Raw genomic sequence first — 7,102 nt, 5'->3', positions numbered from 1 at the left:
TGGGATTGGTTCACGCGGAGGCGCGGAGACGCGGAGATGGGGAGATCGTTGACGATGCGATGAAGCCCTTCTTTGAGCGTCGCGGCTCCGAAGTTGATGAGCAGGCCGACGGTGAGGTTCATCAGGCGGAGATAAGTCAGGACTTGCTTGCTGTGGACGGGCGCGAGTTTTTCCACGGACTTGAGCTCCACGACCACGCGACCTTCCACGAGCAGGTCAGTGCGGAAACCCTCCTCGAAAACCATCCCATGGTACTCAAACCGAATGACCTTCTGACGCTCGACATGGAGTCCCCGATTCTCCAACGCCCGAGCCAGCACCACTTCATAAACTGCCTCCAGCAACCCCGGCCCCAGTTCCATGTGAATTTTGAGAGCCGCGTCCACAATCGCTCCAGTGATGTCATCGAGAGGAAGAGGATTCTCACGCGGAGATGTGGAAGGCGCGGAGTTCTTGTTTGGATGCTGGTTCATTGACGTTAATGGAATAGAAATTCTGGTCTGTTCCTTGTGTGCGAATCGGTCGTCGCTACTTCCTCCGCGTTCTCCGCGCCTCCGCGTGAGTCTCGTCCGTTTTCTCAGCCTCCGCATACTTCGCCCTGCCGTGGCGCCATTCCTCAATCTGGAACTCCGCGAGTTTCATGCCGTTTTGCCCTCCGGATTATGTTCGATTCCTCCCACTTCCGCCACGCTCAACTCCCCGCAGTCCTCCCTCAGCTAAACACAGCGGGTGCCGAAAAGTCACGACTTCGATGGAGCATTTAGCATTCCGTCTCTGCCGATGGAACGACCGAGACGAGAAATGCGGTGAGTTTCATATCCGTCCGCCACGTGATTCGACAATGACGTCGGGTTTTGCCTGTCCATTCGGTTCAGGCGTTCCTAGGGTTTCAAATATGACTCACCCGATGACTGTGAATCGCGCTCTTGTAGCGCTCACGGCGCTGCTGCTCGAGCCGCTTGTGGTCCGCGCAGACGTCGTTGAAATTCGACCCTTGGTTTCCGAGAGGGAGGGCATTCAGCGGATCGAGTATCGGTCGGGCGAAAATCTCGTCGGTCGTTCCACTGAGGATGCCCCGGCGGGTGTCGAGCTGAAGTTCCCCGGCGCAGATTGGAAGCCCGTGCGCTTTCACGCGAAGACCGAGCGTGAGGGTGTCATTGAACTGGGACCGGAGAAGGTTGGCGCACTGACGTTGCGATGGCGGTTGGTACAAAAGACTCCGTCGCTGGTGGAACGTACACTCGAGGTCACGGCGGGTGAGGCGCTGCAGTTCACGGCGGCTTTTCCGCTCGATCTGGCGATCGAAAGCGAAGCGTCCTCCTTTTCTGGACCGGTCAAAAAGCGGACAGTGTTCGGAACCGAGCGATCCCGTCCGCAGAAGGAACTTTTTCCGGTGGCAATGGCCCACACCTCGGACCGGGTTTATGGCGTCGTCGCGGATGCCCCGGCGTACTGGGAGAACCGCTGTGATGTGCTGGTGTCGGGCGAGCCTGACCGGCGGATCGGGATCCTGACCGGCGACGGAAGCGATCCGCACCCGATTGTCATCAGGAAATTTGCACCCGGAAGGAAAGACACCGAAGACGCAACCGACGAGTATCAGTATCAAATGAGCGGCTGGCAGTCGCTGGCGGCCGGGGAGACGCGGCGTTACACCACGTGGGTCTTCGCGAGTTCCGCGCGCACGCATTACGATCGTCAAGTGGCGATGCACCTGGCAGTGGCCAATGCCAAGGGCTGGAACTCGAGCGGGCTCGAGGCGATCTTGCGCAACACTTCGTTGTATCTCCTGCGCCGGAATCTCATGCGCGACGAGAATGACCGTCCGCGGGACGGCAAATACATCTTCATCTCCGGCATGAGTTACGGCTGGAAGCAGTGGGTGAGCACAGGCATTTACTCCGCTCTCGGCCTGGACGACCCCGAGGCGACCGCTGAGGCGATGCGTGCCGTTTTCTGGAACCGGATCAATTACGAGGAGAATGCCCAGTATTATCTGATCTGGGCCGCCCTCGTCAGGCGGGCCGGTGGTGCGGTGAACGAGCCGCTGGTAGCCCGAGCCTACGAATTCATCCGGAAGCACGAAAAAGACGGCGCCTACATTCCGCCGCCGATGGCCAATGCTCCGATTCCCAAAGGGTTCAAGACCTACATGGATCTCCTGCCCTACGACGATGACGACGCGCCCGCGAGCAATCAGGGCTTTCACTGCGGTGCACTGATGGCCGCCCAGGTTCTTGGGCTGCCTGTTTCCGAGGGAGACATCCAGCGGGCCATCGCCGCTTATCAGCGCATGTTCAACACCAAACTCGGCTTCATGCCCACCAGCATGAAACAGCAGGACATCCTCGGCCAGGATGTCTTCTACGGAGCGACTCTGACGTATGCGGTCTTCGGACGGAAGGTGCTCACTGACGAACAGGTCCTGGCGCATTACCGCACATCAGAAAAGGTAAAATCCCCTTATGGCCTGCGGGTCATTTCCAAAGCGGACGGCTCGCTGCTGCCCGGGCACAGCGGCAGTTACGTCTTCGGCGGATCCTGGTTTTTCTGCGATTCCGGCAACTATCTGCTGGCGGGAGTTCATGGTCTGCCGGCGGCGGAAGTGGACGCGCGCCTGATCGAACGTATCAAACTCGAGCTTGTGAAAAATCCGGCTTTCAACGAGGACATCAACACCGTCACCGGTGTGCCGCACGGAAACACGCCGTATGCCGACTACTCCGTCTATGTCTGGCTGCGGAAAGAAATCCGCCGTCGCCTCGGACAGACCGGCCCGGATCCTGTGAACGTGGCCATCGATGCCCGGCTGGGTGTCGTCCGGGATCATGGCGGATTGCGGCTTGTGCCTTCACGGGCTGAACGATCCGACCATGACAACAGCACGCATCGTGCTCCGAGAAACTGATGGTTACTCCCAGCCGCGCCGCGTCACTCAGAGCAGCAGAGCCGCAACCCATACAGACAGGCCAAGGGCGGTCGAACCCTTCAGCCTGGCTGTCTACGAACCTCAGTCCTGCAAACGGTGCCCTCTCTCACGATTTTTAGGTGCGACCCGGGCCGGAATCGACTATTTACGCATCCATGAATCACGCGACCTGGCACACTTTCAAATTCACCGCCGCCTCCCTGGTGATCGCATCCAGCTTTGCTTGCATCTGCTCTGCTCAAGAACAGAAAGCGGGCTGGAAAAAGCACGTCATCACTCAGCAAGGCCACTGCTACACCGCCGTGGCCATCAATGCCAACGGAGACAAGGCGCTCGACGTCATCGCCAGTCTCAATGGGCGCGTCAGCCTGTTCCTGGCGCCGGACTGGCGGGAAATCGTCATTCACCGCTTCCCTGGCAATGGAGGCGACGCCGCCATTCATAGCGAGTCGATTGATGCGGACGGGGATGGCGACATGGATTGGGCGGGCACCCTGTCCCATGCCTCTCCGATCTGGCTGGAAAACCCTGGCCGTGAGCATTTGGGCAAACGCGTCTGGACCCCACGCATCATCGATCCGGACATCGTCGGCATTCATTGCATCACCCGGGCGGACATCGACAACGACGGCAAGGACGATCTCATCATCAACAATTTCGAGCCTGAGAAAGGACTCCGCGACTCCATGGCCTGGTTCAGTATTCCGAAGCAGCCGCTGACGGCAGCGAAGTGGGATCGTCACATCTTCGCCGACAAGGACGCGCGCGGCGGCAGTCACTACATGGGCGCCGGGGACATTGATGGCGACGGTTGGAAGGAAATCGCCGTGGGAGCCAAGGGACGGCCCTTCTCCGACGGCAACTGGTTTGCCTTCTGGAAGAATCCCGGAAGAAACGGCGTCAAAGGCCCGTGGAAGAAGGTCATTCTGGCGGAAAATCAGGAGGCGGCGACCAACATCCTGCCGTGCGATGTGAATGGCGATGGCAAGGTGGATTGGCTGGCCTCCCGCGGGCACAGCAAAGGGCTGCTGTGGTTTGAGAACCCGGGCTGGAAGATCCATGAGATTGATACCGAGATTCGCCAACCTCACAGCCTGACTGTGTTCGATCACGACGGAGACGGCGACATGGATGCCGCATCCTGCGGTTACGAGAGCAAGTGGGTCCGCTGGTATGAGAACAACGGCAAAGGCCGGTTCACCATCCACACGCTGGACGACAACCAGGAGAGCTACGACCTGCGCGGCGTGGACATGGACGGCGATGGCGACACTGATTTGCTGAACGCCGGCCGCGGCTCCGGCAATGTGGTTTGGTATGAGAACCTCCGGACCAAACGCTGAGGACAGATCCGATGTCCATCTCGCACTCGATTTTCACCGTCGTTTCCATTTCGTCGCCCAGCGCCAATCCAACAACTCAACGAATCCAAAAATGAAGGTCGCCGTTTGGGATACCTATGTGACTCGCACCGATGGCAGGGTCATGCACTTCGACATCATCGCCCCGGCAGAATTCAAGGACGCCAGCCTGATCCACGGCTTTGGCAGAAACTACCTGAAGACCAAAGATCAGGCAGGGCAGTCGCTGACCTCGCGGGAATGCAGCTTCTGTCATGTTGAAACTATCCGTCCGGAGTGGGAACAGTCCATCCGACAGGACGGTTAATTCGTCCTCGAGATCGAGAATTGCGACTGAGGCCGAAGTCCCGGCACCGATGTCCCCGGTTCGTGCCGTGAGGTGTCGAGTCGTCAGTTCGACATTCCTCCGCCCCGGCCACATGTCGCGCACGATAACGACCTTGAAGGGGTTCTCGGCGTCCTTGAACGGGTTCGCCAGATCCCGCCGCTGCTTCTTGATGCCGATGTGCTTCTGCCACTCGGGCCGTCCTCCGCGCTGCCGGTCATCACCACTTTCACCACGCAGGCTTTGCCCTTCTCGGCTTCGGCGTCAACGATTCTTGCGTAGCTTCCGGCAGACTCTCAAAACCCTTGCGCGATTGCGAGCCAGCTTTTCGCGCCAGTAGTTTTGGTTGCTGTTTGGACTTCGCCCGTGCCGCGGGCAGCCGTGCCAGAAACAGCCGTCCACAAACAGAGCGACACGTTCCCGCCAGAAGACGCAATCCGGCTTGCCGGGCAGCGGTTGGTGCCGACGCCAACCCTTGATTCCGTGAGCGCGCCTGACCGAAATCAGTTTCAATTCGGTGGCTTTGTTGCCCTTTGACCGGATTGCCGCCATCACTTGCGAGCGTTTCTTTTTGCTGAACACGTCGGCCACGCGACCATTCAAGCAGATTCTCCGCGATTTTGCCACAGGTGGTAGGTGAGAGTGTATTTGTCTGACGCGACGGATCATTCGCCGAGAACGTAGCGGATGGCTGGAGGATTCCAACGTGTTTTTCCCATCGCAGAGTGGTCGTCGCACCGGCGTCCTCATGCTAGAGGTGCGGGTGTTCCAAGCGTTGAATCGTCTCGCATGACCGATAACAAACCTTCACTCTGCCAACGATGAACGTCATCGCAATCACTCGCCTTTCCGCCTGGCTCGCATTCCTGAGCGCGGGCTGCCAACTGGCGACCGCCGCCTTCGTCGATCCGAGCGCTGAACGCGACGCGCTGCCCACCGTCCCGCCCGGATTCGAAGTTTCCTTCTTCGCGCGCGAGCCGCTCGTGCGCCAGCCGTGCTCGATGGCGTTCGATGCGAAGGGCCGCCTTTGTGTCGGCATGGGACCGCAGTATCGGAGTCCCAAACCCGAGACGCCCGGCGACAGCGTCGTGCTCGTGCTCGACACCGACGGCGATGGCAATGCGGACCGCACGAAGATCTTCGCGACCGGGTTCAATGCCATCCAGGGCCTCGCGTGGCACGGACGCGACCTCTGGGTGGCCAACGCGCCGGATCTCACGGTCGTCCGAGACCTCGATGGCGACGACGAGGCGGATGAGTATGTCCTTATCTACACCGACCTCGGCAATCTGGAGCACGGTCTGCACGGCTTGAACTGGGCGCCCGATGGCAGGCTCTACATGAGTAAGGGCAACTCGAAAGGGCTGACCCAGCCGGGCCGCATCGCTCCAAAGCCGTTTCGCGACTTGTGGGGAATGCCGGCGCCGACCGGCTCACCCGATTTTCCCGAGCCGCGCACGTTCAAGAAGGGCGAGTATCAGAAGGCTTATCACGATCCAGCGGACGATTGGGGGGTCCAGGGCGGCGTGCTCCGTTGCGACGATGGCGGACTGAATCTCGAGATCGTCTCTCGCGGTATGCGCAATCCCTGGGACATCACGTTCGACACGGGCTTCAACTGGCTGGGCACGGACAACGATCAAACCACCGGCGACCGCGTCTTCATGCCGTTCTTCGGCGCAAACTTCGGATGGAACCATCCTTGGAGTGCGCACTGGGGCACCGACGCGCATCCGCCGACCGCGCCGGTGAGCGGCCCGTTGTTCGAAGGCTCCGGCACCGGGGTTATCTACGGCGACTCACCGCAGTTTCCGTCGTCGCATCGCGGCGTGTTCTACATCAACGACTGGCTGCGCAAGGCGACGTTCGTGTGGCGGCCACGCTGGGACGGCGCGTTGCTCCGGCCAGCGGGCGAATGGGAGCCCTTCGTGCAAGGCGGTAAATCGTTGTTCCGTCCAACGGACCTCCAAGTCGGACCCGACGGCGCGCTGTGGATTCTCGGATGGAGCAGCGGCTACGGCGCGGAATACAAGGACGGTCAGATGACGAGCGAAGGTCGCGTGTTCCGCGTCGTCTCAAAATCGTCGCCGCCCGCGCGCTGGCAGACGCCCAAGCGCGACAAGCCACTCGCGAAATGGACGGTGTCCGAGCTGGTCGAAGACTTCGACGGCCCCTTGCCAGTGTGGCGAATTGACGCCCAGGACGAACTCGTCCGCCGCGGCCCCAGCGTGAAGGCCGAACTCCTCTCGATGTTGGGAACTCGCGGGATCAATGAGGCACGCGAAACCTGGACCGCGTGGACACTCGGACGGCTGACGCCGCAGGACCGCACGATGGACGAATGGTTCTCCGCGCGAGCCGGAGACTCCGCCACTTCGCTGAATCTCCGCGTGCAGTGGCTGCGCATTCTCGCCCATCGCATCCGTCAGTCCGGCGACGGTCGGGAGTTGCCCGTCGGTGTGATGAACTTGCTCGGCAATCAAGAGG

Annotated in this window: 6 protein-coding genes; 4 read left to right on the top strand and 2 right to left on the bottom strand. The window is 60.4% G+C overall.

What is annotated here, in order from left to right:
• Nucleotides 1-473: GxxExxY protein (locus tag FJ404_18905; GenBank protein ID MBM3824921.1), on the bottom strand; the 473-nt coding region annotated here is incomplete at its 3' end.
• A gap of 434 nt (nucleotides 474-907) precedes the next feature.
• Between FJ404_18905 and FJ404_18900 the strand changes: the two genes are divergently transcribed.
• The 3 genes from FJ404_18900 (at nucleotide 908) to FJ404_18890 (ending at nucleotide 4,597) form a co-directional block, all read left to right on the top strand.
• On the top strand, nucleotides 908-2,908 hold the full coding sequence (locus tag FJ404_18900) for a hypothetical protein (GenBank protein ID MBM3824920.1): 2,001 nt from the start codon (nucleotides 908-910) through the stop codon (nucleotides 2,906-2,908).
• Nucleotides 2,909-3,084: 176 nt separating this feature from the next.
• A complete protein-coding gene (locus tag FJ404_18895; protein MBM3824919.1) occupies nucleotides 3,085-4,272 on the top strand; it encodes a VCBS repeat-containing protein in 1,188 nt (395 codons plus the stop codon).
• A 91-nt stretch (nucleotides 4,273-4,363) separates the two neighbouring features.
• Nucleotides 4,364-4,597, top strand: coding sequence for a DUF2024 family protein (locus FJ404_18890; GenBank protein MBM3824918.1), 234 nt, complete (start codon nucleotides 4,364-4,366; stop codon nucleotides 4,595-4,597).
• A 282-nt stretch (nucleotides 4,598-4,879) separates the two neighbouring features.
• Here FJ404_18890 and FJ404_18885 read toward each other — a convergent pair whose 3' ends face one another.
• On the bottom strand, nucleotides 4,880-5,206 hold the full coding sequence (locus FJ404_18885) for a very short patch repair endonuclease (GenBank protein MBM3824917.1): 327 nt from the start codon (nucleotides 5,204-5,206) through the stop codon (nucleotides 4,880-4,882).
• Between the two features lie 230 nt (nucleotides 5,207-5,436).
• On the opposite strand from FJ404_18885, the gene FJ404_18880 reads away from it, so the two are divergent.
• The coding region (locus FJ404_18880) for a hypothetical protein (protein ID MBM3824916.1) at nucleotides 5,437-7,102 on the top strand (1,666 nt) is incomplete at its 3' end.

It is taken from the genome of Verrucomicrobiota bacterium (genome assembly GCA_016871495.1).
Taxonomy (GTDB): Bacteria; Verrucomicrobiota; Verrucomicrobiia; order Limisphaerales; family VHDF01; genus VHDF01.
This window is presented reverse-complemented; position numbering and strand designations above follow the sequence as displayed.

Bases quoted from the DNA above. Each gene is read 5' to 3' on its own strand.
- FJ404_18900 (MBM3824920.1), top strand. From the start codon at position 908: ATGACTGTGAATCGCGCTCTTGTAGCGCTCACGGCGCTGCTGCTCGAG.
- FJ404_18895 (MBM3824919.1), top strand. From the start codon at position 3,085: ATGAATCACGCGACCTGGCACACTTTCAAATTCACCGCCGCCTCCCTG.
- FJ404_18890 (MBM3824918.1), top strand. From the start codon at position 4,364: ATGAAGGTCGCCGTTTGGGATACCTATGTGACTCGCACCGATGGCAGG.